The following is a 24,826-nucleotide window of genomic DNA, read 5'->3' on the forward strand; positions in this document are numbered from 1 at the left end:
GGAACACGGCGGAGGGGCCGACGGTGATCACCGTCGGCCCCTCCGCCGTGTTCCGGGCCGCAGCGGGCCGGGGGCCGGGAGGCCGGTGGGAACGACGAAGGGCCGGCGCCCACACCGTGGACACCGGCCCCGAGGCCTCGTGAACTGCTCCGCACTACTCCGCGGGCTCGCCCGCACGCCTGCGCTTGAACCACAGCGCCGCACCGCCGGCCGCCACCACCAGGCCGCCCCCGACGGCCAGCAGCCCCGCGTCGGGGCCCATCGACTCGCCGAGCACCGGCTGCGCCGCCGCCGGCTCCGGGGCGATCAGCGGATCCGGCTCGGCCACCGGGTCGGCGTGCGCCACCGCACCGCTCGACAGCAGCACCCCGGCCGCCCCCAGCGCACCGGCCGTGCCGACCCTCCGCCCGAACTGTTTCAGCCGGACCCCCCGGGTCCGCCGCAGTGGGCGGACCGGCCCCAAACTCCGCATCGAGAACTCCCCAGGACTCGTTCGCGTACCGGACCGACGCTATCCGATCCCGCACAGACTTCTCACACGGATTCAGGTTTGGCCGGTCAAGCGTTGTACGACTGTTGCGTACCCGGCGCGCCCTGTTGACGGACGCTCAGGAGTTGTACGTGCCCTGGGCCCGTTCCAGCCCCTCGGACAGCAGCGCCTCCACCGCGTCCGCCGAGCGGTCCACGAACCAGTCCAGTTCCTTGCGCTCGGTCGAGGAGAAGTCCTTCAGCACGAAGTCCGCGACCTCCATCCGGCCCGGCGGGCGGCCGATCCCGCAGCGCACCCGGTGGTACTCGGGGCCCAGCGACTTGGTGATCGACTTCAGCCCGTTGTGGCCGTTGTCCCCGCCGCCCAGCTTCAGCCGCAGCGCCGCGTAGTCGATGTCCAGCTCGTCGTGGACCGCGATCAGCGCGGCGGCCGGCACCTTGTAGAAGTCGCGCAGCGCCGTCACCGGCCCGCCGGAGAGGTTCATGAAGGACATCGGCTTGGCCAGCACCACCCGCTTGCCCGCCAGCCGTCCCTCGGCCACCTGCGCCCGGCTCTTGTGCGCCTTGAACTTGGCGCCCATCCGCTGCGCCAGCAGGTCCACCACCATGAACCCGATGTTGTGCCGGTTCCGGGCGTACTGCTCACCCGGGTTGCCCAGCCCCACCACCAGCCAGGGGCCCTCGTACTCGTCCGCCATAGCGCCCTCACTCCTCGCCTTCACGCTCGACGTCATCATCCCGGACACACCGCTGCCCCGGCCGCTCCAGCGGGAGCGACCGGGGCAGCGGTCTCAGCTGTTCAGCGGCGAGGCTCAGGCCTCGGCGCCCTCGGCCTCGGCGGCCTCGTCCTCGGCCGGGGCGGCCTGGGCGCCGATGACCTGCAGCACGACGGCGTCGGCCTCGACGGCCAGGGCGACGCCGGCCGGCAGGACGATGTCCTTGGCGTGGATCGAGGCACCGGCCTCCAGGCCCTCGACCGAGACGGTGACGGACTCGGGCAGGTGGGTGGCCTCGGCCTCGATCGGCAGGGCGTTCAGCACGTGCTCGAGCAGGTTGCCGCCGGGGGCCAGCTCGCCCTCGGTGTGGACCGGGATCTCGACGGTGACCTTCTCGCCACGCTTGACCAGCAGCAGGTCGACGTGCTCGATGCTGCGCTTGATGGCCTCGCGCTGGACGGCCTTCGGCAGCACGTACTCGTCCTTGCCCTCGATCGGCACGACCAGCAGGGCGTTCGGGGTCTTCAGGGCCATCATCAGGTCGTGGCCGGGCAGGTTCAGGTGGACCGGGGCGTGGCCGTGGCCGTAGACGACACCGGGGACGAAGCCGGCGCGGCGGGCACGACGGGCGGCACCCTTGCCGAACTCGGTACGGGTCTCAGCGGCAAGACGGATCTCGGACACGACTGCACTCCTCGTGGAAATGGCGCGGGGGTGCAGGCAACGCGAAAAACCGCCGGGACCACACCCTCAGTACGTTCGGGGGTCACTCGGCGGCAACGGCCTGCCGGCGGACGGGGATCCGCCACCGGCAGCGCGTCGATCACGGAGCGGGCGCCCGTCGAGCAGGCACACGGCATCCCTCGCCGAGCAGTTTCACGAGTCTAACCGCTCCCACCGCCTGGCGCGAAATCGGCGACGGCCCCGGTCCGTCGGGACCGGGGCCGCCTGCGCGGGCTTCGTCAGTGCACGCCCTCGAAGAGGCTGGTGACCGAGCCCTCCTCGAAGACCTCGCGGATCGCGGCCGCGATCGACGGGGCGATGGACAGCGTGGTGATCTTGTCCAGCTGGAGCTGCGCCGGGGTGGGCAGCGTGTTGGTGAACACGAACTCGCTGACCCGCGAGTTCTTCAGCCGGTCCGCGGCCGGGCCGGAGAGCACGCCGTGGGTGGCGGCCACCAGGACGTCCGCGGCGCCGTTCTCGAACAGCGCGTCGGCCGCGGCGCAGATCGTGCCGGCGGTGTCGATCATGTCGTCGACCAGGACGCAGACCCGGTCCTTGACGTCACCGACCACGTCGGCCGACAGGATGGTGTTGGCCTGGGTGATGTCGCGGCGCTTGTGGATGATCGCCAGCGGGGCGTCCAGGCGGTCGCACCACTGGTCGGCCACCTTCACCCGGCCGGCGTCCGGCGAGACGACGGTCAGCTTGGAGCGGTCCACCTTCTCGCCGATGTAGTCGGCCAGCAGCGGCAGCGCGAAGAGGTGGTCGACCGGGCCGTCGAAGAAGCCCTGGATCTGCGCGGTGTGCAGGTCCACGGCCATCAGGCGGTCGGCACCGGCCTGGCGCAGCAGGTCGGCGACCAGCCGGGCCGAGATGGGCTCGCGGCCGAGGTGCTTCTTGTCCTGGCGGGCGTAGCCGTAGAACGGCAGGATCGCGGTGATGCTCCTGGCGGAGGCCCGCTTCAGAGCGTCGATCATGATCAGCTGCTCCATGATCCACTGGTTGATGGGAGCCGTGTGGCTCTGCATCACGAAGCAGTCCGCACCGCGGGCCGACTCCAGGAAGCGGACGTAGATCTCGCCGTTGGCGAAGTCCAGGGCCTTGGTGGGCACCAGCTCGGTGCCGAGCGCCTCGGCCACCTCCCTCGCCAGCTCCGGGTGGGCACGGCCGGAGAAGAGCTTCAGCTTCTTCTCACCCGACGTCGTGATCCCGCTCACTGCACCGTCTCCTCGCGTTGCGGACGCTGAATCCTCGACCCGTTGCGGGCAGGCGAGGCCCACGCGCGGTACGGGGTCGGGGAATTGTCGGTACGCCTGGACACGGGCGGTAAGCCCAGTGGCGCACGTATGTCCCCAAGGTTACGCGCCCGCGCAGGAACCGTCCGCCCCGGGACCGCACCCCGGGCTCCCGCCCGGTGCGTCAGGCTCCCCCGGCCCCGTCCGTCGCGGCCTTCGCGGCCTGCGCCGACGCGGTCCCCGGGCGCTTGCGCTCGACCCAGCCCTCGATGTTGCGCTGGTGCGCGCGGCTCACGCCGAGCGCGCCCGCCGGGACGTCGGCGGTGATCACCGAGCCGGCGGCGGTGTAAGCGCCGTCACCGACGGTCACCGGGGCGATGAACATGTTGTCCGAGCCGGTGCGGCAGTGCGCGCCGATGACGGTGCGGTGCTTGTTCACACCGTCGTAGTTCACGGTCACCGAGGCCGCGCCGACGTTGGTGCCCTCACCGATCGTGGCGTCGCCGATGTACGACAGGTGCGGCACCTTGGCGCCCTCGCCGAGCTCGGAGTTCTTGACCTCGACGTAGGTGCCGACCTTCGCCTTGCGGGCCAGCTTCGCGCCCGGCCGCAGGTAGGCGTACGGGCCGGCGGTGGCCAGCTCGCCGATCTCGGCGCGGTCGGCCGTGGTGTTGCTCACCCGGGCGCCGGCGCCGACCAGGGTGTCCTTCAGGGTCGAGTTCGGGCCGACCTCGCAGCCCTCGGCCAGGTGGGTGGCGCCCTGCAGCTGGGTGTTGGGCAGCACCACGGCGTCCGGCTCGTAGGTGACCTGCACGTCGATCCAGGTGGTCGTCGGGTCCACCACGGTGACGCCCTCGCGCATCGCCCGCTCCAGCAGGCGGTCGTTCAGCAGCCGACGGGCCTGTGCCAGCTGGACCCGGTCGTTGATGCCCAGGATGTCCCGGTGGTCCTCGGCGACGACGGCGCCCACCCGGTGGCCGGCCTTGCGCAGGATCTCCAGGGTGTCGGTCAGGTACTCCTCGCCCTGCGAGTTGTCCGTGGTGAGTTCGGCCAGCGCCTTGACCAGCAGGTCGGCGTCGAAGGCGAAGACGCCCGAGTTGATCTCGGCGATCGTGCGCTGGATGTCGGTGGCGTCCCGCTCCTCGACGATCGAGGCGACCGTGCCGTCCTCGTCGCGCAGGATCCGGCCGTAGCCGAAGGGCTCCGGGACGACGGCGGTCAGCACGGTGACGCCGTTGCGCTGGGCCGTGTGGGCGTCCGCCAGCCGGCGCAGGGTCGCCCCGGTCAGCAGCGGCGAGTCGCCGGCGGTGACGATGACCGTGCCGTTCAGCACCGCACCGTCCGCGGCCAGCGCCTCCAGCGCCGTCCGGACCGCGTGCCCGGTGCCGTTCTGCTGCTCCTGCACCGCGGTCCGCACCGCCGGGTAGTGCGCGGTGAGGTGCTCCTGCACCTGCTCGCGCTGGTGCCCGACGACCACCACCAGCTGCTCCGGCGTCAGTTCCCCGGCCGCCGCGACCGCGTGACCCACCAGCGACCGCCCGCACACCTCGTGCAGCACCTTGGGCAGCTTGTTCGACTTCATCCGGGTCCCGCCACCGGCGGCGAGCACGACAACGGCGGCAAGCGAATTGGCACCCATGCGGGGAGGCTCCTCGGTAGGTTCACAGAGAGGGCAGAGCGGGCCCGGCCGGGACCCAGGCCGGTCGCCATATGCACAGTCCGCCGAGCAGCACCGACAATACCGGCGCGGGGGAAGACGCCCGAACCAGAGGCGTGCAAAGGCTCCGCCGCTAGGATTCGAACCCAGACAAAGGCCTCCAAAGGGCCCTGTGCTGCCATTACACCACGGCGGACAGTCGTGTCAGACCCTACCCGAGCGGACCCCGCCGTGGGTATCGACTTGCACCGATCCGCAAGGCTCCGATTCCCGCTCCCTTGGCGAACTCCCCGGGCCTCCGGTTCATCCATCCAGTCGGGTGAATTCACTCAAGCGCCGCGCGGCAGCGTGTTCCCCGGGACACGGAGCGCAACCTACGATGCCGTAGGTTACGCCGACGTAGGCTCCGCTTCTCTCCCGTTCCGGGACGCCGCAAAGGGACGCCCATGACCATCCAGGCAGGCGAGGCGCGCGCGGGGACCACCGCGTCCCGCACTCCTTCTCCCGATCCCGATACCGCTGCCGATACCGCTCCCGACGACACCGCGCCCGACACCGCGCCTGACACCGCGGCCACACGACTGTCCGCCACCCGTGGCGGGGAGAAGCAGGGCCCGGCCGAGCGGGTCGCGCTCGGACTGTTCATCCTCGTGCCGTTCGCCGCCCTGCTGGCCGCCGTACCGGTGGCCTGGGGCTGGGGGCTGGGGTGGACGGACGTCGCGATCACCGTCTCCCTGTACTTCCTGACCTGCCACGGCATCACCGTCGGCTACCACCGCTACTTCACCCACAGCGCCTTCAAGGCCGGCCGCCCGATGCGCCTCGCCCTGGCGATCGCCGGGAGCCTCGCCGTCGAGGGCCCGCTGGTGCGCTGGGTCGCCGACCACCGCAAGCACCACCGGTTCAGCGACAAGGAGGGCGACCCGCACTCGCCCTGGCGCTACGGGGAGAGCGTCCCGGCGCTGATGAAGGGCCTCTGGTGGGCGCACATGGGCTGGATGTTCGACGAGGAGCAGACCTCGCAGCTCAGGTACGCCCCGGACCTGATCCGCGACCCGGCCATACGGCGGATCTCCCGGCTGTTCTGGCTCTGGACCACGATCTCGCTGACGATCCCCCCGCTGATCGGCGGCCTGGTGACGCTGTCCTGGACGGGCGCGCTGTCCGCCTTCTTCTGGGGTTCGCTGGTCCGGGTGGCGCTGCTGCACCACGTCACCTGGTCGATCAACTCGATCTGCCACGCCGTCGGCCGGCGCCCGTTCCGCTCCCGGGACCGCTCCGGCAACGTCTGGTGGCTCGCGGTGCTCTCCTGCGGCGAGTCCTGGCACAACCTGCACCACGCCGACCCGACCGCGGCCCGGCACGGGGTGCTGCGCGGGCAGATCGACTCCTCGGCCCGGCTGATCCGCTGGTTCGAGCTGGCCGGCTGGGTCCGGGACGTCCGCTGGCCGGACGGGCAGCGGATCGCCGCCCGCCGCGCCGCATGAGGCGGCGCTTCCAGCATGATGTAGGGGTGAACGGGAGCAGCGCAGACACCACAGGCGGTCACCACAGCACGCGGACGGACGCGGCGCCCGCTGCGGCGTCGGCCCGTCCGCGGGCCGCTGCACCGACGGGCGGAACCGCCGGCGGGGCCGCGGACCGGGGCACCGGGGGCCCGGCCCCGCGCCGCCGGGGCGGCCGGGTCCGGATGACCGGCAAGCAGCGCCGCGAGCAGCTGCTGGAGATCGGCCGGACGGTCTTCGCGGAGCGCGGCTACGACGGCACCTCGGTGGAGGAGATCGCCGAGCGCGCCGGGGTGTCGAAGCCCGTCGTGTACGAGCACTTCGGCGGCAAGGAGGGGCTGTACGCGGTGGTGGTGGACCGCGAGATGCAGCTGCTGCTGGACATGGTGACGGGGGCGCTGACCGGCGGGCACTCGCGCGAGCTGCTGGAGCAGGCGGCCTTCGCACTGATGGACTACATCGACACCTCGACGGACGGCTTCCGGATCCTGGTCCGGGACTCGCCGGTGGCCCAGTCGACGGGCACCTTCGCCTCGCTGATCAGCGACATCGCGACCCAGGTGGAGGACATCCTGGGCCTGGAATTCAAGTCGCGCGGTTTCGACGCGCGGCTGGCGCCGATGTACTCGCAGATGCTGGTCGGGATGGTCGCGCTGACCGGGCAGTGGTGGCTGGAGGTCCGCAAGCCGGACAAGGCGACGGTGGCGGCGCACCTGGTGAACCTCGCCTGGCACGGGCTGGAGGGCCTGGAGCGGCACCCGAAGCTGGTCGGCGACCGCCAGGGCTGAGCCCGACGCCCGCCGACGCCTGCCTACGCTCGCCGGGGCCCTGCCGCCCCTGATCGCTACTGCCTGATCCCCACCGCGAAGATCCGCCGGAACGGGAAGACCGTTCCGGCCGGCCCGGCCGGGTAGGCCTCGCGCAGCAGCCGCCCGTACTCGGCGAGGAAGGCGGCCCGGTCGGCCGGATCGGCGAGCCGGGTCAGGACGGGGCGCAGCGCGGTGCCCTTGACCCACTCCAGGACCGGGTCCGGCCCCGGGAGCGCGGTCAGGTAGGTGGTCTCCCAGACGTCCGGCAGGCAGCCGGCGGCGGCGAGGGCGTCGAGGTAGCGCTCGGGCGGGTGGACACCGGGGCGGACGGCGTCCTCGCCGAGCCGACCGCGCCAGCGGGGGCTGCGGCGCAGGTCGGCGAGCAGGGCGTGGCTGGGGGCGTCGAAGTTGCCGGGGACCTGGAAGGCGACGGCGCCGCCGGGGTTCACGGCGGCGGCCCAGCGCTGGACGAGGTCGAGGTGGCCGCCGGCCCGTCCCTGCTCGGGCCCGTCCGGGTTCAACCACTGCAGGGTCGCGTTGGAGACGATGAGGTCGGGGCGGGCCGGGGCCGGGTCGTGGTCGCGGGCGTCGGCGAGCAGGTAGTCGGCGGTGGGCTCGCCCTCGGTACGGGCGGTGGCGAGCATCGGGGCGGAGTTGTCGACGCCGGTGAGGCGTGCGTGCGGCCAGCGTTCGCGCAGGACGGCGGTGGAGTTGCCGGGGCCGCAGCCGATGTCGAGGATCGTCTCCTCGCCGGGGTGCGGAAGGGCGGGGACGCGGGCGAGCAGATCGCGCAGCGGGCGGGTTCGTTCGTCAGCGAAGCGCAGGTACTGGGTCGGGTCCCAGACGGGGTCGGTCATGGTCCACCTCAAAAGTATCTCGACGTCAAGATATCTCGATATAGCCTCGCTGGCACATTTCTCGATGTCAAGAGACTTCACATCGACACATCCACCGATACACTGATCGTCATGGAGGACGAGGTCGACAGGCTGGTCGCAGCGTGGCGCCGGGAGCGCCCCGACCTCGACGTGGAGCCGCTGGAGGTGCTCAGCCGGGTCAGCCGGCTCGCCCGGCACCTGGACCGCGCCCGCCGCACCGCCTTCGCCGAGCACGGCCTGGAGCCCTGGGAGTTCGACGTCCTGACCGCCCTGCGGCGGGCCGGCTCCCCGTACCAGCTCTCCCCCGGCCAGCTGCTCACCCAGACCCTGGTCACCTCCGGCACCATGACCAACCGGATCGACCGGCTCACCGGCAAGGGCCTGGTCAAGCGGCTGCCCGACCCGGACGACCGGCGCGGCGTGCTGGTCCGGCTCACCGACGACGGCCGCGACCGCGCCGACCAGGCGCTCGCCGGACTCCTCACGCACGAACGCGAACTGCTCGCCCAGCTCACCTCCGGTCAGCAGAGCGAACTCGCCACGCTGCTGCGGCTGCTGGTCGCCCCGTTCGACAACATCCCGGGCTGAACCCCGGCCGTCACGACGCCTCGGCCGTCCTGGCCGCAGGACCGGCCACGCGTCCTCGGCGGCCGGGCGTCCTTCGGCGACCCGGCGTCCTTCGGCGGCCCGGCGTCAGGAGCGCTCGACGGTGGCCGCCACCGACGGCGGCGGTGGCGCGGCCGGCTCGGCGGGGCTGACCCCGGCCCGGCGGGCGACCGCGACGGCGGCCAGCGTGGAGTGCACCCCGAGCTTGCCGAGCACGTTCTGCATGTGGGTCCGGACGGTGTGCGGCGACAGGTAGAGCCGCTCCGCGACGGCCTGCCGGCCCAGGCCCGCGACCATGCAGCGCAGGATCTGCTTCTCCCGCGGGGTCAGGGTGTCCACCAGCCGCTCGCTCTCGGTGCGGTCCCGCCGGGCGGTGGTGAGTTCGCGGATCACCCCGGTGAGCAGCGCGGGCGGCAGGTGCGTCTCGTCCCGCAGCACGCCCCGGACCACGGCGAGCAGCCGGGCCAGTGAACTCTCCTTGGCCACCCAGCCGGTGGCACCGGCGTGCAGGGCGCGAGCGGCACGGTGCGGGTCGTCGGCGGTGGCCAGGACGACGGCGCGCAGCCCGGGGTGGGCCCGGCGCAGACGGGCCAGCAGGGTGATGCCGTCGGGCGGTACGGCGGCGGGTCTGAGCTGGTCGGCCCGGAGCGGGTCCGCCACCGGCCGGGCGCCGCCGAGCGGTGCGCCCGGCACCGCGGACGATAACGGGGCCGACATCGGCGACACCGGCGACGACAGGGGCGACGACAGCGCGGAAGGCGCCCCGGGCGGTACGGCCGGGCGTCGCGGCGGCGGTACCGGCGGGACCGCCCGGCGCCGGGCCTCCTCGGCGGACTCCGGAGCGGGCCGTCTGCGGACCGTCGGCGGAGCCGCCCCCGGCGGTCCGACCGCTCCGCCCCCGCCGGCCCCGAGGTCGGCGTCGATCAGTGCCACGTCGTAGGCCCGGCCCTCGGCGGCGGCGCGCTCCAGCGCCCGCTCGGCGGCGGCCGCGCTGCCGGCCGCGCCCACCTCCACGTCGGGCTCGGCGGCGAGCGCCGCAGCCAGTGCTTCGGCGAAGATCCGGTGGTCGTCGACCACCAGGACGCGCATCCGCCCCATCGTCCCTCCCCCTGCTCAGACCGCCCGAGCCCGGGAGCGGGGACCGGCCCGGCGTCCGCGTTCCGGACCCGCCGTTCCGCCCGCCCACCGGTGGCCGGTGGAAAGGCGCCGGCCCCCACCGGTACCGGACTCAGGGTACGGGGTCGGGAAACGCCCTCGTGGCGATTTGGTGAAGTTTCGTCAGGCGGTGCGTGAGTGGCCGGACTTACGCCCTCCGGCCGGTGCGCGGCCGCCGTGCGCGCGTGCCCACGGCGGCCCGCAGGGGGCCACGGGGCCGGTGGGCCCCGACGGGACTACCGGCCGTTCTTCTCCAGGGTGAACTGCCAGGCGTCGGCGACGATGTCGTCCAGGTTCGGGCGGCGCGGGGTCCAGCCCAGCGCCTCGTGGGCGCGGGCGGCCGAGGCCACCAGCACCGCCGGGTCACCGGCGCGACGGCCGGCGACCTGCACCGGGATCTCCCGGCCGGTGACGCGCTTGACCGACTCGATCACCTCCCGCACCGAGAAGCCGCTGCCGTTGCCCAGGTTGCAGATCAGGTGCTCGCCCGGCTTGGCGGCGGCCAGCGCCAGCAGGTGGGCCTCGGCCAGGTCCGCGACGTGGATGTAGTCGCGGATGCAGGTGCCGTCCGGGGTCGGGTAGTCGTCGCCGTACACCGCGATGTGCGGGCGCTGCCCGAGCGCGGCCTGGAAGACCAGCGGGATCAGGTGCGACTCGGGGTCGTGCCGCTCGCCGTACGCGCCGTACGCTCCGGCCACGTTGAAGTAGCGCAGCGAGACGGCGGCCAGGCCGTGCGCGACGGCCTCGCTGGTGATCAGGTGGTCCACGGCGAGCTTGGTGGCGCCGTAGGTGTTGGTCGGGGCGGTCCGGGCGGTCTCCGCGATCGGCACGGCCTCCGGCTCGCCGTAGGTGGCGGCGGTGGAGGAGAACACGAGCTTGCGCACGCCCGCCGCGCGCATCGCGCTGATCAGCTCCAGCGAGCCGGCCACGTTGTTGCGCCAGTACTTCTCCGGGTCCACGACCGACTCGCCGACCTGCGAGGAGGCGGCGAAGTGCAGCACGCCCTCGAAGGAGCCGTCCAGCACCTTGCCGGCCTCCTGGATCCGGCCCTCGACGAACTCGGCGCCGGCCGGGACGCCCTCCCGGAAACCGGTCGAGAGGTCGTCCAGGACGGTCACCTGGTGCCCCGCCTCCAGCAGGTGGGCGGCCACCACACTGCCGACGTAGCCGGCGCCACCCGTGACCAGGTACTTACTCATGTTGCGACCTCCAGCGGGCGATGGTCCGACCGGTCGGCGGGGCCATCGACGGAATGCGTACGACTGCGGCCATTCTCCCAACCCACCGGAGTGCTCCGGACCACGCGGGTGACAGCTCGCAGGCTCTTCACCAAGTCCTCAGCCCCCGGCCATCCTGCCCGTGCGCCGCCGCCGGTCCGGCGCCTTCACCGGGGCCTCGCGAAGACCTTCGCGGATGCCGCTCCCGGCACCCTCAGCCGCCGGACATCCGCTCCAGCAGGCCGGTGCGCGCCGCCACCGCGGCCGCCTCCAGACGGGTCCGCGCGCCGAGCTTCATCAGCACCCGCTGGACGTGCGTCCGGGCGGTGCTGGCGGCGATCCGCATCCCGGCGGCGATCGCCGCGGTGTCCTCGCCGTCCGCGATCCGGGCCAGCACCTGCACCTCACGCCGGGTCAGCAGCCGCAGCAGCCGAACGGCCTCGTCGTCCGGTTCGGCGGCCGGGCGCAGCAGTTGGTCGAAGGCCCCGCGCAGGATGTCCACCGCGACCGCGGCCTCGCCCGCCCTGGCCCGTCCGATGGCCCGCTCGACCACCTCGATCCGCTCGTCGCTGGGCACGTAGCCCGCCGCGCCGGCCGCGAACGCCCCTGCCACGCCCCGCAGTTCGCCCACCGGCCCGAGCACGATCACGGCCACCTCGGGCCGCTCCCGGCGGATCCGGCGCAGCCCGTCGAAGGCACCCGACTCCCCCGGTGCGGCCACTCCCAGCAGGCACACCTCGGGCCGCCGTCCGGCCACCAGGTCGGCGGCAACACCGGCCGGGGAACCGACCGCGAGCACGCGGTGGCCGCGGAGCTGGAGCGCGGTGGCCAGCGCCTCGGCCAACAGCCGGTGGTCGTCCACCACCACGAGTCGAACGCCCATGACACCTCCCGGTCGGGGTCCGGCTCGCGTCCGCACCCCTCGGGCGGAAGGCCGATGACGCACCATCACAGCGCATTCCGTACCCGACTCGCCAGCCCGCCAGCGCGTCGGCCCGTGGCGGGCCGGCCGGTCGCGCATCGATCGGTCGCGCATCGGCCGTCAGCTGCCCGTCGTCAGCGGAAACGCGAAAGACCCCCGCCGCGAGGCGGGGGTCTTCCAGTTGAGCCCCCATGCGGAATCGAACCGCAGACCTTCTCCTTACCATGGAGACGCTCTACCGACTGAGCTATAGGGGCTTGCCGGGTTTTCACCGGGCCGGTCGAACAAGGAAGACATTACACGGCCGTCGGGCCGGAAGGGAAATCGGTCCCACCCGGGCGGCCGTCCACCCCCTCCGGCGGCGTCAGTCCTCGGCGTGCGCCGCGTCGAACTCCTCGCGGGCCGCCACCATCCGCCCGGCGCGGTGCTCGGTCCACCGGCCGAGCGGCGCGACCAGGTCGGCCAGCTCGCGGCCGAGTGGCAACAGGTCGTAGACCACGCGCGGCGGCGTCTCGGGGAAGACCGTGCGGAGCACCAGGCCGCTGCGTTCCAGGTTGCGCAGCGACTGGGTGAGCATCTTGCGGCTGACCCCGCCGATCCCGCGCTGGAGCTCGGAGAAGCGTTGCGGCCCGCAGAGGGCGAGGCTCATCAGGATCAGCAGTGACCACTTGTCGGCCAGCTCGGCGAACACCTCGCGGCTGGGGCAGAGCCGGGCGAAGACGTCATAGCCCTGCTCCGCCGAGCCCTCCGGCTGTCCGGTCGGCTCCTCGCGCTGTCCCGCCCGGGCCCTGGTCGCTTCCTCGGTCGTCATGCCGTCCAGGGTAGCCCCGCAGTCTCCAATCCATCCTTGGTAACCAATAGAGACCTGGTCTATATTGGAGACCGCGACGGACCGGGGCCGCCTCACCGCGTCCTGCCCCCGGTCCGTCTCCCTGCCCCCGATCCGCCCCACGCCTGCGGGCCGGCCTCCGCCGCCCCGCGCCCGTCCTCTCCCTGGAGTGCCCGCATGACCGCCGTCCGTCCGACCGTCGCCCTCGCCTACCACTCCGGCTACGGCCACACCGCCGTGATCGCCGAGGCCGTCGCCCGCGGAGCCGCCGCCGCGGGTGCCGAGGTCGTCACGATCGCCGTCGACACCATCACCGACGAGCAGTGGGCCCAGCTGGACGCCGCCGACGCGATCGTCTTCGGCTCCCCCACCTACATGGGCACCGCCTCGGGCGCCTTCCACGTCTTCGCCGAGGCCAGCAGCAAGCGCTGGTTCACCGACGCCTGGAAGGACAAGGTCGCCGCCGGCTTCACCAACTCCGCCTCCAAGAGCGGCGACAAGGCCGGCACCCTCGGCTTCTTCCAGACCCTCGCCGCCCAGCACGGCATGAACTGGGTCAACCTCGGCCTCAAGCCCGGCTGGAACGCCACCACCGCCTCCGAGAACGACCTCAACCGCCTCGGCTTCTTCAGCGGCGCCGCCGCCTCCTCGCCGTCCGACGCCGGCCCGGAGGCCGTCCACAAGGCCGACATCGCGACCGCCGAGCACCTCGGCGAGCGCGTCGCCCGGCACACCGCCGTGGTGCTGGCCGGCCGCGCCGCCCTGGTCGGCTGACCCGGGCCCCTCACGCGCCTACGCCAACGCCACGCGCCTACGCCGCCGGATCCGCCCCCAGCAGGGGCGCCCGGCGGCGTCCGGCGTCCACCGCCCCGAGCTCGGCGCCGGCGGTCTCCGGCAGCAGCCGCAGACACCCCAGGGCCAGCGCGCCCAACCCCGCCAGGTACCAGCCCGCCGGCTGCGCCGTCCCGTACGCCTCGGTCAGCCGGGTCGCCACCAGCGGCGTCGTCGCACCGCCGATCACGCCGCCCAGGTTGTACGTCAACGCGGCGCCCGTGTAGCGCACCCGGGTCGGGAACAGCTCCGGCAGGAACGCCGCCACCGGCCCGAACATGCAGCCCAGCGCCACCATCGCGCCCGCCAGCGCGAGGAACATCAGCGGCCGGCTCACCGTCTCCACCAGCGGGAACAGCACCAGCGACCAGCCCGCGGCGAGGGCCGTCGCCCACCACAGCGTCCGCCGCCGCCCCCATCGGTCACTGCGCGAGGCGCTCAGCCACACCGTCACCGCCATGCCCACCGCACCGACCAGCAGCATCGTCAGCACCAGCGTGCTCGCCACCCCCAGCCCCGAGGTCGCGTAGGCCAGCGCGTACGTCGTCGTCAGGTAGAACAGCGCGTACCCCACGGTGATCGCCCCGCCGCCCGCCAGCACCGGACGCCAGTGCTCACGCAGCACTTCCAGCACCGGAGCCCGCTCCCCGCGCCCGGCCGAGCGGAACAGCGGGGACTCCTCGATCCCCAGCCGCACGAACAGCCCCACCGCGACCAGCACGAACGAGGCCAGGAACGGCACCCGCCAGCCCCACGCGCGGAACGCCCCTTCGTCCAGCGCGAGTTGAAGCGCCAGGAACACCCCGTTCGCCAGCACGAACCCGATCGTCGGCCCGAGCTGCAGGAACCCGCCGTACCGCCCCCGCCGCCCGGCCGGCGCGTTCTCGGCGATCAACAGCGCCGCCCCACCCCACTCCCCGCCCAACCCCACGCCCTGGCACACCCGCAACGCCACCAGCACCACCGGCGCCCACCACCCCCAGGCCGCGAACCCCGGCAACACCCCCACCACCGCCGTCGCCAGCCCCATCAGCAGCAACGACACCACCAGCGTCGCCTTCCGCCCCACCCGGTCCCCGAAGTGCCCGAACACCACCGCCCCCAACGGCCGGGCCAGGAACGCCACCGCGTACACCGAGAACGCCGCCAACAACGCCCCCACCGACCCCAGCCCGGGAAAGAACACCGGCCCGAACACCAACGCGGCCGCCGTCCCGTAGAGGAAAAAGTCGTAGAACTCGATCGCCGTCCCGATCAGCGCCGCAGCCGCCGCCCGCCGCAACTGCCCTGCCCGCCAAGCACCGTCCGCATCCATACCACCACCCTCACCACCGGGCCCCCACCCCCACCAGCCCCCACCCGAGTGACCCCGGCGCACTCCCACGCCCCCACACCCGCACCGCACTCCCACGAGCCCCGGACCCGTACGTCGAACATCCCCCCGGAGCTAAGCCGCCCCCCTCCGCCGCCGCACCACGACGAACACCACCCCCGCCAGCAGCACCAGCCCGGCCACCACACCACCGACGATCGGCAACGTGCTGCTCGACCCGGACGCCGCATCAGCCTTCGGCTGCACCGGCGGCGCGCCCACGACTCCGCCAACCGGGCTCTCCGTGGGGCTCGGCACCGACGACGTAGGGGCGGGCGGACTCACAGACCTGGACGGACTCGCGGACGGGGAAGGCTCCGTCACCGGAACCGGAGACACATCCGCTGCGCCAGGATCCCCTGGATCAGTCAGGGCGATCCGGGGCCGTACCGCGCCGTAGCCGACGTCATTGTTTCGCGCGGATCCGTCATTCGGCTTGCCCGACGTACTGATAAGGACTCGCAAAATTTGATTTGCAGACCAATCCTTGTGAACAGCCCAAACCAGGGCCGCCGATGCAGAGACCAAAGCAGCAGCATCAGACGTTCCATGACTCTGGCAATATCCGGTATCGGCCGCGCAGGCGGCAACGATATCCATTCCAGGTGCGGCAAGGATCACCTGCGGACCCTGCTCGGATTCATCAGTCGCAACTACGTCGCGATCGACAGCTCCAACCCCAACGACATTGGGCAACCCGCCGGGATAGGAAACCGGGTTCCCAGCCTTGGCCTGGTTTCCGACACTGGCCACAACCAGCGCCCCCCTGGCCCTCGCCTGCGCGAAGATGCGGTTCAGCTTCTCCACATCCTCCGAAGAGAACCTGGCCGCGTCCATGCCCTGCGAGATATTGATGACCTTCGCGCCCTGATCAACCGCAAAGCTGACTGCCTGGCCGATCTGGTCAAAAAAGTCGGACGGGAGAGCTGCCGACACAGAGCCATTATTGATCTTTAGCGGAAGAATCTTGGCTGCGGGAGCCAGGCCGTAAGCACCTGTCCCCCCGCCGCTCTTGCCGGTTCCGGCAATCAGGCTCGCCATCTCCGTACCGTGCCCGTCGACATAGGCCCCTACGCCCCCGGTGCCGCCACTGAAGTCCTTCCCCGGAAGGAATTGCCCGGCCAGATCGGGATGGTCCAGCTTGAAGCCGCCGTCGATGACGGCAACCGTGATTCCCTGCCCCTTGGAGATCTTCCACATCTCTGACGCGTGCATCGCGTCCAGATGCCACTGCTTCTCACGAATCGATCCATCCGCGACCGCTGGCGATGCAATCGGGCCGGCTACGACTCCCGCCGCCAGAAGCGCAGCAGTGGCCCGCCAACGCACTCGCACGTTCGTCCGCCCCATCACAACTCCTCGTCGTTTTCTCCACTAACCCGGAACTCGGGCCCGGAACAGGCATGCCCGGCCACTGGAAAGGCCCAGTGGCCGGGCAGTCGTTGCCGTCCTACTCACTCAACCACGTCTGGGTTGCTGTGCGGCGTGTCGCTGGTCCAGGTCTCCTCGTCCTCGTGGAGGTAGTCCGCCCGCTTGCGCTTGTCACGCCCGTTTCGTCCACCGTGGCCCGCCGCTCCGGGGGCCATCATGCCGTTCTGGCCTGACCGGGCCCCGCCTTCGGCGGCGCCCGCTGCGGCGGCCCGATTACGCAGGCCCGTACCGCCCGGAGTGAACTCCCCACCGGCGGCCGGTCCCTTACGGCCGCCGACCATGCCACCCGGAGTCGAGGTCAGGCCCCGGCCCCCGCGCACGCCGCCGCCTCCCGAGCCACCGACACCGTGGCCGCCCATACCGGGGTGTATGCCACCCGCACCGCCGGGCAGTCCGGCCCGACCGGCCTGGGCCTCGCGGGAGCCGAAGACCGTTCCGCTGGGCAAGCCCGGAGTGCCACTGGACTTACCCGGCACCGTGCCGCCGCCGAACGGGACCGTACGGGCCTGAATCGAGCCGCCACCCTTGCCGGGCAGGTAACCGCTGCCGTTTCTCTTGGCCGGGGCCGAACCGCCGCCGCCCCCGACCGGGAAGCCGATGGGTCCGCCTCCTGGGAAGCCGGGCATCCCCGAAGTCCCACCTGGGACGCCGGGCAGGCCAGGACCAACCGGGCTACCACCTGGACCGTTCACCGGCAGGCCGCCACCAGAACCGGAGGGGCCGGTTTGCCCCGGCAGGGTCGGCAAGGTCGGAGAGCTGTTGAGGTCGGTTCCGGGACGGTTGGTCGGGCCGGTCGGCGAGGTCACGGAGCCCGGGTCTTGCGGCGCAGGCGGCAGTTGACCGCCGCCGTGCGGAGGAACCGGGCCAGTGTGACCAGAGCTGGGTGGCTCCTGCCAGTTGGTTCCCGGGTCTCGGGCCGCCACGGAACCGCCGCCGTAGTTACCTACGGACGGACTGTGGCTCTCCCCGACACTGCCCCCACCTACGCGAGGAGCGCGCAGGGAACCTGCGTAACCTCCGTTTCCTCTGTCCCCAGGGATCGCCGTGGAGTCATTCTGGTTCGATGGCGCAGGCGTCCCCGGCAACACCACGTTGTCGCCGAGCCCGTTCAATGTCGTCGCCGCCGCCGTGTACGCCTGCCCCAGCTTCTCCATCTGGTGGATGGCTTCCTGGTGCGCCATGTAGAGCTCGCGCGCGCCTGCCATCGCCTCCGTTTCGGAGACCCATGTATCGGGGTTGGCGCGCTTCATGGCCGTGTCGATCTCAGCATTGGTGGGCCCGCTGCCGTCCGGCTTGATGGAGACCAGCTGCAGCCGCTGGATCACCTGAGGGTCGGGCTTCTGAGTCTTGCGATCGTTCACCCACCTGAGGGCATCCGGCGGCACGGGCGGCATGCCTGACTTGACACTGCTGAGTACCTCACCGGCCTGGTGCATGGCATCGCCGGCGCCCGAGGAGTACTTGCCCAGCAACTCGGCCGACTGCTGCAGGTTTTTGGCCCACGTCTTGAAGTTCTCAGCCGCCGGGCCTTCCCAGACAATGTTGCCGAGGTGCGACTTGAGTGCCGCACTCAGCTCGTTCAGAACCCGACCGGCCTGCCCGAGCTGATTACCACGGCTCAGCACCAACGTGGGATTGGTGTCCTTGACCATGTCGTAGAGCTTCTGATGTTCGATGGCGTCGAACTTCGTCTCGCCTGCCAATGCCTACTCCCCGTCTCCCGTACGTTCTTCCCCCGAGCCTCGATCAGAGGCTGCTGCCGCCTCGCCTCGGTCCGGGCACGTTCGTCCCCGCCGGCGTGGTGACGCCCGTACTCGTCGCGATCGCCTTCTGTGCGGCCGTCGTATGGTCCTCGTTCGTCTGGTAGCCGCCCGCCGTCCGCGAGACCGCGTCCTTCATCGCCGTGATCTGGGACAGGAAATCCTTGTGGAGTTGGACGAGTTCCGCGTGAACCTTGCCGTAGGCGGTCGTGAGGTCCGTGGCCTCGACGAACGTCGCACTCGCGAAGTCCTTGCCCTGGAGCTTCTGCTCCTGCATGTTGTACGGCGCGGCCGCGGACCCCTCCATCGTTTGGAGCAGGGCCTCGACCTTCTTCGCGAAGACCGTGAGCGTGTCGATCTCGACCTGGACGTTCTGACCGCCGAAGGCGGTCACCAGGTCCTGGGCACTTGAGTACGTCTGCGACTCACTGATGGTGGGGCCGTACATCTTCGGGTTGGCGGGCAACGTGTACGTATCGCCGCCGGCCGGTTTGGCCCCCGCCGGACTCGTTCCTGTGCCCGGGCTCCCCGCGCCCGGCGCGCTGGTGTCTCCCACAGCAGTTCACCTCTCCCCCGTACGAGCGGCCGCTCCGGGAAACCCCGGGGACTCCGCTCCGCAACACACCGTCAACTTCTCGGCCGTACCGTCCTGGTCGGCGAACCGACCGCCCCGCGGGCGGTTTTCGCCTCCGTCATCGTAGCCATCGCCCCTGTCGGACCGGCAGGGCCCTTGGGCCGCCTGTACGCGATCGGTACGAACCTGACATGCACAGCGAGGCGCGCGGGCCGCTGGGTAGACTGCCCCGGTACGCCCCATCTGCCGCGCAATGTCGCACAGCAGCGACCCCAGGCCGCAGAACGGACGTGTCCGCATGAGTTCTCCGAAGGTCACCCCCTGGTGGGCCCGCGCCGTGCGGCCCGCGCGGCCACCGTTGCCGTGGGCGCTGATGGTGCGGGCGGCGGCGGGGATGGCGGTGCCGTTGGCGGCGGGGCTGTGGGTGGGCCGGCTGGATCTGGGGGTGTTCGCCGGGCTCGGGGCGATGCACGCGACGATGAACGACCGGGTCGAGCCGTCGCGGTTGCGGGTGGTCCGGATCGGGACCGCGGTGTTCGCGTCCGCGCTCGGCATGCTGGTCGGCACCGCGCTCCAGTCCGCCGGTGTCGGCGCGCTCGCCCTGGGCGCCGCGCTGACGCTGACCGCCTTCGTGTCCGGTGCGCTGAGTGCGACGGGTCCGCGGGGGTCGGCGGCCGGGATGCTGCTGCTGGTGTCGGCCGCGCTGGGGAGCGGGATGCCGTTGCCGGGGCCGTGGTGGGCGGCGGCACCGATGATGCTGGCCGGGGCCGGGTTCGTGGTGTTGCTCGGGCTGCCGGCGGGGGTGCCCGACCGGCCGGCGGCCGATCCGCGGTACCGGGCGCTGGCCGCCGCGTACGAGGCGCTCGGCCGCACCCTGGCCGATCTGGGCACGGCGCGGGCCGCCGATTCGCGCCAGGTGCTGACGGCCCGTCTGAACCAGGTCCAGGACGTCCTGGCCGGGACGGGGCCGGCGAGCCGCGGGTACGAGGCCGCCCTCGCCGCCACCGAGGCGGCGACCGGCCTGCTGTGGGCCCGGCGCCCGGTGCCGCCGGAGGTCGCGGAGGTGCCGTACCGGCTGGCGGCGGCGGTGCGGCAGGGCGGTGGCGAGGTCGCCGTCCCCGACTGGCGGCCGGACACGCCGTCCCGGCAGGCCTTGGACGTGGCCCTGCGTGCCGCCACCGACACGGTGGCCGGCCGGGAGACGCGGCTCGGTACCGCGCCGGCGCCTCCGCCCGATCCGTGGCGGCTGCGGGCGCGACTGCTGTCCCGGCCGTCGGTGCGGTACGGGCTGCGCGTCGCGCTGTGCGTGGCGGTGGGCTCGGCGGTGACCGCCAACTACCCTCTCAGCAAGAGCTATTGGGTGCCGATGACGATCGCCTTCGTGCTGAAGCCGGACCTCGGCTCGGTGTTCCTGCGGGCGGTGAGCCGGTCGGTGGGCACGGTGCTCGGGGTGGCCGTGACGGCGGCGCTGGTCACGGCGACCACCGAGCGGTGGGCGCTGACGGCGATGGCGGCGCTCTGCGTGGCCCTGCTGCCGTACGCCACGGCGGCGCACTACGGGCTGAACACCGTCGTGATGACGCCGATGGCGCTGGTCCTGCTCCAACTCGGCGGCCAGAGCAGCGCGTCGGAGTTCTGGCCCCGGGTGCTGGACACCGTCCTGGCCAGTTCGATCGTCCTGCTCTTCGGGTACCTGTTGTGGCCGGAGCGTCCGCGCCACCGGATCGAGCCCCGGCTGGTCGAGGCGGCGACGGCGCTGCGGGCCTACCTCGACGCGGTGACCGCCGGGCCGGCCGACCGCGCCGAGGTGTGGCTCCGCCGTTCGGCGTACCGGTCACTGGCGGACGCCCGCCAGGAGGTGCGGCAGGGGCTGGCCGAACCGCCGCCCACCGGGCGGCTGGCCGAGCGGTGGCTGCCGGCGACGGCGGCGCTGGAACGGCTGGGCGGCGCGGTGGCGGCGTTCGCGGCGCAGATCCGGTACGGCGGCCGGGTGCCGGACCCGGCCGAGGTGGACCGGGTCCGCCGGGCGCTGGACGAGCTGACCGCCGCCGCCCGTGCGCACCGCCCGCCGACCACACCGGCGGACCGTCCGACCGCGCCGCACGACCCCACGCACAGTGCGCTGGGCCGTGCGGCGGACGAACTCGAAACGCTCCTCGCGAGCGGCTGAGCGGCTGAGCGGCTGAGCGGTGAGCCGACAAACGGCCAAGTGGCTGAGCGGACAAACGGCCTAACAGCCACAGCCCCGGCCCGGACTCAGGCCCCGACCCGGACTCAGGCCCAGGCCCGGACTCAGACCTGCTCGGCCAGCTCCAGCCAGCTCATCTCCAGCTCCTCCTTCTCGTCCCGCACCCCGCGCAGCTGCGCGTCCAGCTCCGCGACCTTGGAGAAGTCGGCGGCGTGCTCGGCGAGTTGGGCGTGCAGCTTGGACTCCTTCTCGTCCAGCTTGGCGATCTGCCGCTCCAGCTTCTGCATCTCCTTCTTGGCGGCCCGCAGGTCCCCGCCGGACAGCCCGGCAGCGGCGGCGTCCCCGGCCGCCGACGACGACGCCGTCGGAGCGGCGGCGGCCGGAACGGCTGCGGCGGCCATCCGCGCGCGCCGCTCCAGGTACTCGTCCACGCCGTTCGGCAGCATCCGCATCTTCTTGTCGCCGAGCAGCGCGTGGACGACGTCGGTCGTCCGCTCGATGAAGAAGCGGTCGTGGCTGATCACGACCATCGAGCCGGGCCAGCCGTCGAGCAGGTCCTCCAGCTGGTTGAGCGTCTCGATGTCCAGGTCGTTGGTCGGCTCGTCGAGGAACAGCACGTTGGGCTCGTCCATCAGCAGCCGCAGCAGCTGGAGGCGACGGCGCTCGCCGCCGGACAGGTCGCCGACCGGCGTCCACTGCTTGTCCTTGCCGAAGCCGAACTGCTCGCACAGCTGGCCGGCGCTCATCTCGCGGCCCTTGCCGAGGTCGACCCGGGAGCGGACCTGCTCGACGGCCTGCAGCACCCGGGTCGTCGGCTCCAGCTCGGCGACCTCCTGCGACAGGTAGGCCAGCCGGACGGTCTTGCCGACCTTGATGACGCCCGACGCGGGCTGCACGTCGCCCTCGCTCGCGTAGGCGTCGCGCATGGCGCGCAGCAGCGAGGTCTTGCCGGCGCCGTTGACGCCGAGCAGGCCGATCCGGTCGCCGGGGCCGAGCTGCCAGGTGAGGTTCTCCAGCAGCAGCTTCGGGCCGGCCTTGACGGTCACGCCCTCCAGGTCGAAGACGGTCTTGCCCAGCCGCGCGTTGGCGAACTTCATCAGCTCGGACTTGTCGCGCGGGTCGGGCACGTCGGCGATCAGCGCGTTGGCCGCCTCGATCCGGTAGCGCGGCTTGGAGGTGCGGGCGGGGGCGCCGCGACGCAGCCAGGCGAGCTCCTTGCGGGCGAGGTTCTGGCGCTTCTGCTCCTCGACGGCCTCGATCCGGGAGCGCTCGGCGCGGGCGAAGACGTAGTCGGAGTAGCCGCCCTCGTACTCGTGCACCTCGCCGTGCTGGACGTCCCACATCCGGGTGCAGACCTGGTCGAGGAACCAGCGGTCGTGGGTGACGCAGACCAGCGCGGAGCGGCGCTTCTGCAGGTGTTCGGCGAGCCAGTTGATGCCCTCGACGTCGAGGTGGTTGGTGGGCTCGTCCAGGACGATCAGGTCGGGCGAGCCGAGCAGCAGCTTGGCGAGGGCGATCCGGCGGCGCTCGCCACCGGAGAGCGGGCCGATGACGGTGTCGAGGCCGTCGGCGAAGCCGGGCAGGTCGAGGCCGCCGAAGAGGCCCTCGATGATGTCGCGGATCCGGGCGTCGCCGAGCCACTCGTGGTCGGCCCGGTCGGCGATCACCTCGTGCCGGATGGTGGCTTCGGGGTCGAGCGAGTCGTGCTGGGTGAGGACGGCGAGCTGGAGGCCGCCGGAGTGGGTGATCCGACCGCTGTCGGGCTCCTCCAGCTTGGCGAGCATCCGGATCAGGGTGGTCTTGCCGTCGCCGTTGCGGCCGACGACGCCGATCCGGTCGCCCTCGCTGACGCCGAGGCTGACCGCGTCCAGCAGGGTGCGGGTGCCGTAGACCTTCGTGACGGACTCGATGGTGGCGAGGTTGACGGCCACGTGTGCTGCGCTCCTGGGTTCGGCGGTCGCGGGGCGGCGCACCGCCCCTGGCTCGGGTGACCCCGATCTCCCCAGCCTAATGGGCCCGCAGCGACGCCCTCACCGCGCTGCTCCTGCCGCGACGGCGACGCCCGCACCCCGTCGCCGGAGCGGCACCCGGAACCCGCCCCGCTACTGCGGCAGCACGGAGGCCCCCGGCACCGGCCCGTACGTCACGTGCGCCGTCCGGCAGGTGCCGGAGGCCCGCAGCGCCTCGGCGACGGCGGCGGCCGCGTCCGCGTCCTTGGCGAGGAAGGCGCAGGTGGGCCCGGAGCCGGAGACCAGGGCCCCGAGCGCGCCCGCTTCGGTGCCGGCCCGCAGGGTGTCCGCGAGCGAGGGGCGCAGCGAGAGCGCGGCGGGCTGGAGGTCGTTGGCGAGCGCCTCGGCCAGGGCGACGGCGTCGCCCTCGGCGAGCGCGGCGAGCAGGGCCCGGTCGGCGTCGGGGGTGGGGACGTCGGTGTCGCTGGAGCCGGTGCCGGCCTGGTCGCGCAGCCGGTCGCACTCGCGGAAGACGGCGGGGGTGGACAGGCCGCCGTCGGCGACCGCGAAGACCCAGTGGAAGGTACCGCCGACGGCCAGCGGTTCCAGGATCTCGCCCCGGCCGCGGCCCAGCGCGACCCCGCCGAGCAGGGCGAACGGCACGTCCGACCCCAGCTCCGCGGCGAGCTCCAGCAGGGTTTCGAGCGGGGTGTCCAGCTGCCACAGCGCGTCGCAGGCGACCAGCGCGGCGGCGCCGTCGGCGCTGCCGCCGGCCATGCCGCCGGCCACCGGGATGGCCTTGGCGATGTGCAGGTGCACGCCGGGGTCGGCGATGCCGTGGTGGGCGGCGAGCAGCCGGGCGGCGCGGGCGGCGAGGTTGCTGTCGTCCAGCGGGACGGCGGCGGCGTCCGGCCCGGAGCAGGTCAGCGTGACGCCCTCGCCGGGGGTGGCGGTGACCTCGTCGCCGAGGGCGACGGCGAAGAACACGTTGGCCAGGTCGTGGAAGCCGTCGGCGCGCAGTCCGCCGACCCCGAGCTGGACGTTGACCTTCGCCGGTACCCGTACGGTGATCACTCGTTCCCAGCCTTCGGCTTGTGCTCGGCGATCGCGGCGAACTGTTCCACCGTCAGCATCTCGCCGCGCAGCTTGTGGTCGATCCCGGCGCCGGCGAGCGCCTGCTCGGCAGCGGCGGGGGAGCCGGCCCAGCCGGCCAGTGCGGCACGCAGGGTCTTGCGCCGCTGGGCGAACGCGGCGTCGACCACCGCGAACACCTCCTCGCGGCTGGCGCTGGTCTTCGGCGGCTCGCGGCGGATGAGCGAGACCAGCCCGGAGTCGACGTTGGGGGCGGGCCAGAACACGTTCCGGCCGATGGCGCCGGCCCGCTTCACGTCCGCGTACCAGTTGGCCTTGACCGACGGGACGCCGTAGACCTTGTTGCCCGGCTTGGCGGCGAGCCGGTCGGCGACCTCGCTCTGCACCATCACCAGGGTCCGCTCGATGCTGGGGAAGGTCGCCAGCATGTGCAGCAGGACGGGCACGGCCACGTTGTACGGGAGGTTGGCGACGAGCGCGGTGGGCGCCGGCCCGGGCAACTCGGTGACCTCCATGGCGTCGCTGAACACCAGGTCGAAGGCGTCGGCCTTGCCCGGCATCCGGGCCGCGACGGTGTCCGGCAGGTGCTGGGCGAGCACCGGGTCGATCTCGACCGCCGTGACGTGCCGCGCCACCTCCAGCAGCGCGAGGGTCAGCGAGCCGAGCCCCGGCCCGACCTCCACCACCGCGTCCTGCTCCGTCACGTCGGCGGCCCGGACGATCCGACGCACGGTGTTGCCGTCGATGACGAAGTTCTGCCCGCGCTGCTTGGTCGGCTTCACGCCGAACGCGGCCGCCAGCTCCCGGATGTCGGCGGCGCCCAGCAGGTGGCTGTCAGGGGTGGGGTCGGTGGTGCTCACGCGCCAAGGATACGGGCGTACGGGCCGG

Annotated in this window: 22 protein-coding genes and 2 tRNA genes; 5 read left to right on the forward strand and 19 right to left on the reverse strand. The window is 72.6% G+C overall.

Features of this window, described 5'->3' with window-relative positions:
- Positions 1-154: 154 nt before the first annotated feature.
- From AB0Q99_RS27360 to AB0Q99_RS27385, 6 genes are all read right to left on the reverse strand, one after another.
- Positions 155-472: a hypothetical protein gene (locus tag AB0Q99_RS27360; RefSeq protein ID WP_363576126.1), complete on the reverse strand. Its 318-nt coding sequence runs from the start codon at positions 470-472 to the stop codon at positions 155-157.
- A 136-nt stretch (positions 473-608) separates the two neighbouring features.
- Positions 609-1,187 (reverse strand): aminoacyl-tRNA hydrolase, encoded by a 579-nt coding sequence (gene pth, locus AB0Q99_RS27365; RefSeq protein WP_363576128.1) that lies wholly within the window; start codon positions 1,185-1,187, stop codon positions 609-611.
- Between the two features lie 114 nt (positions 1,188-1,301).
- Positions 1,302-1,889, reverse strand: a complete 588-nt coding sequence (locus AB0Q99_RS27370) for a 50S ribosomal protein L25/general stress protein Ctc (RefSeq protein ID WP_363576130.1) — start codon at positions 1,887-1,889, stop codon at positions 1,302-1,304.
- 278 nt (positions 1,890-2,167) lie between these two features.
- Positions 2,168-3,145: a ribose-phosphate diphosphokinase gene (locus AB0Q99_RS27375; protein WP_363576132.1), complete on the reverse strand. Its 978-nt coding sequence runs from the start codon at positions 3,143-3,145 to the stop codon at positions 2,168-2,170.
- 202 nt (positions 3,146-3,347) lie between these two features.
- Positions 3,348-4,802, reverse strand: a complete 1,455-nt coding sequence (gene glmU / locus AB0Q99_RS27380) for a bifunctional UDP-N-acetylglucosamine diphosphorylase/glucosamine-1-phosphate N-acetyltransferase GlmU (RefSeq protein WP_363576134.1) — start codon at positions 4,800-4,802, stop codon at positions 3,348-3,350.
- Between the two features lie 143 nt (positions 4,803-4,945).
- A tRNA-Gln gene (locus tag AB0Q99_RS27385) sits at positions 4,946-5,016 on the reverse strand.
- 250 nt (positions 5,017-5,266) lie between these two features.
- Between AB0Q99_RS27385 and AB0Q99_RS27390 the strand changes: the two genes are divergently transcribed.
- Positions 5,267-6,307 carry a fatty acid desaturase gene (locus tag AB0Q99_RS27390; protein ID WP_363576136.1) on the forward strand — a complete coding sequence of 347 codons (1,041 nt, stop codon included), beginning with the start codon at positions 5,267-5,269 and terminating at the stop codon, positions 6,305-6,307.
- A gap of 203 nt (positions 6,308-6,510) precedes the next feature.
- Complete coding sequence (locus AB0Q99_RS27395) at positions 6,511-7,113, forward strand: TetR/AcrR family transcriptional regulator (RefSeq protein ID WP_363576138.1); 603 nt, start codon at positions 6,511-6,513, stop codon at positions 7,111-7,113.
- A gap of 56 nt (positions 7,114-7,169) precedes the next feature.
- On the opposite strand, the gene AB0Q99_RS27400 is transcribed toward AB0Q99_RS27395, so the two are convergent.
- Positions 7,170-7,991: a methyltransferase domain-containing protein gene (locus tag AB0Q99_RS27400; RefSeq protein WP_363576140.1), complete on the reverse strand. Its 822-nt coding sequence runs from the start codon at positions 7,989-7,991 to the stop codon at positions 7,170-7,172.
- Positions 7,992-8,102: 111 nt separating this feature from the next.
- On the opposite strand from AB0Q99_RS27400, the gene AB0Q99_RS27405 reads away from it, so the two are divergent.
- Positions 8,103-8,600 (forward strand): MarR family transcriptional regulator, encoded by a 498-nt coding sequence (locus AB0Q99_RS27405; RefSeq protein ID WP_363576142.1) that lies wholly within the window; start codon positions 8,103-8,105, stop codon positions 8,598-8,600.
- Between the two features lie 105 nt (positions 8,601-8,705).
- Here AB0Q99_RS27405 and AB0Q99_RS27410 read toward each other — a convergent pair whose 3' ends face one another.
- The 5 genes from AB0Q99_RS27410 to AB0Q99_RS27430 form a co-directional block, all read right to left on the reverse strand.
- On the reverse strand, positions 8,706-9,716 hold the full coding sequence (locus tag AB0Q99_RS27410) for a response regulator transcription factor (protein ID WP_363576144.1): 1,011 nt from the start codon (positions 9,714-9,716) through the stop codon (positions 8,706-8,708).
- Between the two features lie 293 nt (positions 9,717-10,009).
- The gene (gene galE, locus AB0Q99_RS27415; RefSeq protein WP_363576146.1) at positions 10,010-10,972 is read right to left on the reverse strand and encodes a UDP-glucose 4-epimerase GalE; all 963 of its coding nucleotides are present in this window, start codon (positions 10,970-10,972) and stop codon (positions 10,010-10,012) included.
- Positions 10,973-11,204: 232 nt separating this feature from the next.
- Positions 11,205-11,873 (reverse strand): response regulator transcription factor, encoded by a 669-nt coding sequence (locus AB0Q99_RS27420; protein ID WP_363576148.1) that lies wholly within the window; start codon positions 11,871-11,873, stop codon positions 11,205-11,207.
- 223 nt (positions 11,874-12,096) lie between these two features.
- Positions 12,097-12,169 (reverse strand) — tRNA-Thr (locus AB0Q99_RS27425).
- A 107-nt stretch (positions 12,170-12,276) separates the two neighbouring features.
- The gene (locus AB0Q99_RS27430; RefSeq protein ID WP_363576150.1) at positions 12,277-12,723 is read right to left on the reverse strand and encodes a helix-turn-helix domain-containing protein; all 447 of its coding nucleotides are present in this window, start codon (positions 12,721-12,723) and stop codon (positions 12,277-12,279) included.
- A 195-nt stretch (positions 12,724-12,918) separates the two neighbouring features.
- Between AB0Q99_RS27430 and AB0Q99_RS27435 the strand changes: the two genes are divergently transcribed.
- A complete protein-coding gene (locus tag AB0Q99_RS27435; protein WP_363576152.1) occupies positions 12,919-13,515 on the forward strand; it encodes a flavodoxin family protein in 597 nt (198 codons plus the stop codon).
- A gap of 37 nt (positions 13,516-13,552) precedes the next feature.
- Here the strand turns inward: AB0Q99_RS27435 and AB0Q99_RS27440 are convergent, their stop codons facing one another.
- The 4 genes from AB0Q99_RS27440 to AB0Q99_RS27455 form a co-directional block, all read right to left on the reverse strand.
- A complete protein-coding gene (locus AB0Q99_RS27440) occupies positions 13,553-14,887 on the reverse strand; it encodes an MFS transporter (RefSeq protein ID WP_363576154.1) in 1,335 nt (444 codons plus the stop codon).
- 132 nt (positions 14,888-15,019) lie between these two features.
- Positions 15,020-16,294, reverse strand: a complete 1,275-nt coding sequence (locus AB0Q99_RS27445) for a S8 family serine peptidase (RefSeq protein WP_363576156.1) — start codon at positions 16,292-16,294, stop codon at positions 15,020-15,022.
- Positions 16,295-16,398: 104 nt separating this feature from the next.
- The gene (locus tag AB0Q99_RS27450) at positions 16,399-18,078 is read right to left on the reverse strand and encodes a hypothetical protein (protein WP_363576158.1); all 1,680 of its coding nucleotides are present in this window, start codon (positions 18,076-18,078) and stop codon (positions 16,399-16,401) included.
- A 43-nt stretch (positions 18,079-18,121) separates the two neighbouring features.
- Complete coding sequence (locus tag AB0Q99_RS27455) at positions 18,122-18,601, reverse strand: hypothetical protein (protein WP_363576160.1); 480 nt, start codon at positions 18,599-18,601, stop codon at positions 18,122-18,124.
- Positions 18,602-19,007: 406 nt separating this feature from the next.
- Between AB0Q99_RS27455 and AB0Q99_RS27460 the strand changes: the two genes are divergently transcribed.
- Complete coding sequence (locus AB0Q99_RS27460; RefSeq protein WP_363576162.1) at positions 19,008-20,879, forward strand: FUSC family protein; 1,872 nt, start codon at positions 19,008-19,010, stop codon at positions 20,877-20,879.
- A gap of 122 nt (positions 20,880-21,001) precedes the next feature.
- Here the strand turns inward: AB0Q99_RS27460 and AB0Q99_RS27465 are convergent, their stop codons facing one another.
- The 3 genes from AB0Q99_RS27465 to rsmA form a co-directional block, all read right to left on the reverse strand.
- The gene (locus tag AB0Q99_RS27465) at positions 21,002-22,828 is read right to left on the reverse strand and encodes an ABC-F family ATP-binding cassette domain-containing protein (RefSeq protein ID WP_363576164.1); all 1,827 of its coding nucleotides are present in this window, start codon (positions 22,826-22,828) and stop codon (positions 21,002-21,004) included.
- A 171-nt stretch (positions 22,829-22,999) separates the two neighbouring features.
- Entirely contained in the window at positions 23,000-23,920 is a 921-nt protein-coding gene (locus tag AB0Q99_RS27470; protein WP_363576166.1) for a 4-(cytidine 5'-diphospho)-2-C-methyl-D-erythritol kinase, read from the reverse strand.
- The gene (rsmA, locus tag AB0Q99_RS27475) at positions 23,917-24,798 is read right to left on the reverse strand and encodes a 16S rRNA (adenine(1518)-N(6)/adenine(1519)-N(6))-dimethyltransferase RsmA (RefSeq protein ID WP_363576168.1); all 882 of its coding nucleotides are present in this window, start codon (positions 24,796-24,798) and stop codon (positions 23,917-23,919) included. Before rsmA ends, AB0Q99_RS27470 begins: the two co-directional genes overlap by 4 nt.
- Positions 24,799-24,826 lie beyond the last annotated feature (28 nt).

It is taken from the genome of Kitasatospora sp. NPDC086791, from assembly GCF_040685975.1.
Classification (GTDB): Bacteria; Actinomycetota; Actinomycetes; order Streptomycetales; family Streptomycetaceae; genus Kitasatospora.